Origin of the sequence: Mesorhizobium sp. M2A.F.Ca.ET.039.01.1.1 (assembly GCF_003998035.1) — a bacterium.
In the GTDB taxonomy this organism is placed as follows: Bacteria; Pseudomonadota; Alphaproteobacteria; order Rhizobiales; family Rhizobiaceae; genus Mesorhizobium.
This window is the reverse complement of sequence record NZ_RZRY01001083.1, coordinates 1-1575: the sequence shown is the minus strand read 5'-3', so window position 1 is coordinate 1575 and position 1575 is coordinate 1. Positions and strand designations below refer to the sequence as shown.

Annotated in this window: 2 protein-coding genes and 2 tRNA genes; 2 read left to right on the top strand and 2 right to left on the bottom strand. The window is 65.2% G+C overall.

What is annotated here, in order from left to right; translation table 11 throughout:
* The coding region (locus tag EOA24_RS37455; RefSeq protein ID WP_133374888.1) for an RNA methyltransferase at positions 1-579 on the bottom strand (579 nt) is incomplete at its 3' end.
* A gap of 199 nt (positions 580-778) precedes the next feature.
* Between EOA24_RS37455 and EOA24_RS37450 the strand changes: the two genes are divergently transcribed.
* Positions 779-863: transfer RNA gene (locus EOA24_RS37450), tRNA-Tyr, on the top strand.
* Between the two features lie 88 nt (positions 864-951).
* A tRNA-Gly gene (locus EOA24_RS37445) sits at positions 952-1025 on the top strand.
* 73 nt (positions 1026-1098) lie between these two features.
* Here EOA24_RS37445 and EOA24_RS37440 read toward each other — a convergent pair.
* On the bottom strand, positions 1099-1554 hold the full coding sequence (locus tag EOA24_RS37440; protein ID WP_126082816.1) for a YidB family protein: 456 nt from the start codon (positions 1552-1554) through the stop codon (positions 1099-1101).
* Positions 1555-1575 lie beyond the last annotated feature (21 nt).

Below are 1575 nucleotides of genomic sequence, written 5' to 3'. Positions count from 1 at the left end.
GATCTGGTCGATATGCTCCAGGGCCCCGGACGCGGATTTCGCCAGAACGCCGGATTCCTGCGGGCTGTGGCGTGCAGTCGTGATCAGCGCGCCGGCGCCGAAAGCGACGGCGGAGCGCAGGATCGCGCCGACATTGTGCGGGTCCGTCACCTGGTCGAGCACAAGCACCAGCCTTGTGTCGCCGAGCGCGTCGAGGCGCTTGGGCTTCAGCGGCTCGGCCTCGATCAGCACGCCCTGATGCACGGCGTCCGACCCGGTGATCCTGTCGATCTCCTTCGGCTCGACCAACTCGGCCTTGAAGGGTAGGGCGGCAAGCTCGCCGATCGAAAGCCGCTCCGCCGCGTTGCGGGTCACCAGCATCTTTTTGATCTTGCGGCGCGGATTGTCGAGGGCGGCCCGCACCGTGTGCAGGCCGTAAAGCCGCACCAGCCCGTCGCCAGGCCCTTCCCCCGGCGGCACCGGCTGGCGCGGCCGGAATGCCGGCGCACCGCCCGCCTTCTGGTCTCGATGCGCGCGCCTCAGCTTGGCGTAGTGGGTGTCCTTGCGCGTGCCGGGCTTGGTGCTTTTATCGTCGTTCATGCGGGCTTCTATAGCCGTCCCGCCCGGCTAAGGATATGGGCTCAAGAAATGAATGCCGGACATCCTCGAAAAACCCTGGCCGCGCCGGTTGACACCCACCGGCCTTGCCGCCATAAGGCGCATCGCTGATTTCGGAGAAGATCTTACTCGGGCTCCGGATCGGCGCGAATGCCTCGTTGCATGGCTCCGGCGGCAGACTGGAGAGGTGCCCGAGTGGTTAAAGGGGACGGACTGTAAATCCGTTGGCTTAGCCTACGTTGGTTCGAATCCAACCCTCTCCACCACTGCCGGCCCGGAAGCCCTGAAACGAAAAGTCTCGGACCGAAAAGTGCATGGCGCTTTTCGGGTGAATCCGGTACCTCAGTGCAAGGCGCGGGTATAGCTCAGTGGTAGAGCAGCAGCCTTCCAAGCTGAATATGCGGGTTCGATTCCCGCTACCCGCTCCAGATTGCTTCTCTGCTGTCTGACAAAGAAACGCCGCCCACCATGGCGCGCGGCGCGTTCTCATCTGTTCAGTTCTCAGCTGTTGAAGGCCGAGGCGACCTGATGGTTCTGCGGGATCTGGCCGTTCGGCGTCAGCTTGTCGACGATGCCGGGCAGCGCCGTGGAGAGCTGCTGCAGCAGTTCCTGCTCGTTCATGCCTGTGCGCTGGGCGATCTCGCGGATCACCGCCGGCCCGAGCGCCGAGCCTAGATCGCCCGGATTGATCGGCTGGTTCTGGCCGGTCCCGACCCAGGAGTCGGCGACATTGCCGTGGCCGGCATCCTTGAGCTTGTCGAGCAGGCCACCTAGCCCGCCGAGCAAGCCGCCATCGGCGGACGCGCCGGTTCCGGCAGGCGCGGGCGCCGGCGCTTGCGGCGCGGCCGGTTCCTCGCTTCTGCCGCTCAGCATCCTGCCGACCAAAAGCGCGCCGAGCGCGATCATCAGAGGTTTGGTGATATTCCCGCCGGGAACGGCATTGTCGAACAGGCCCATCGTGGATCTCCTTGTCCAGCC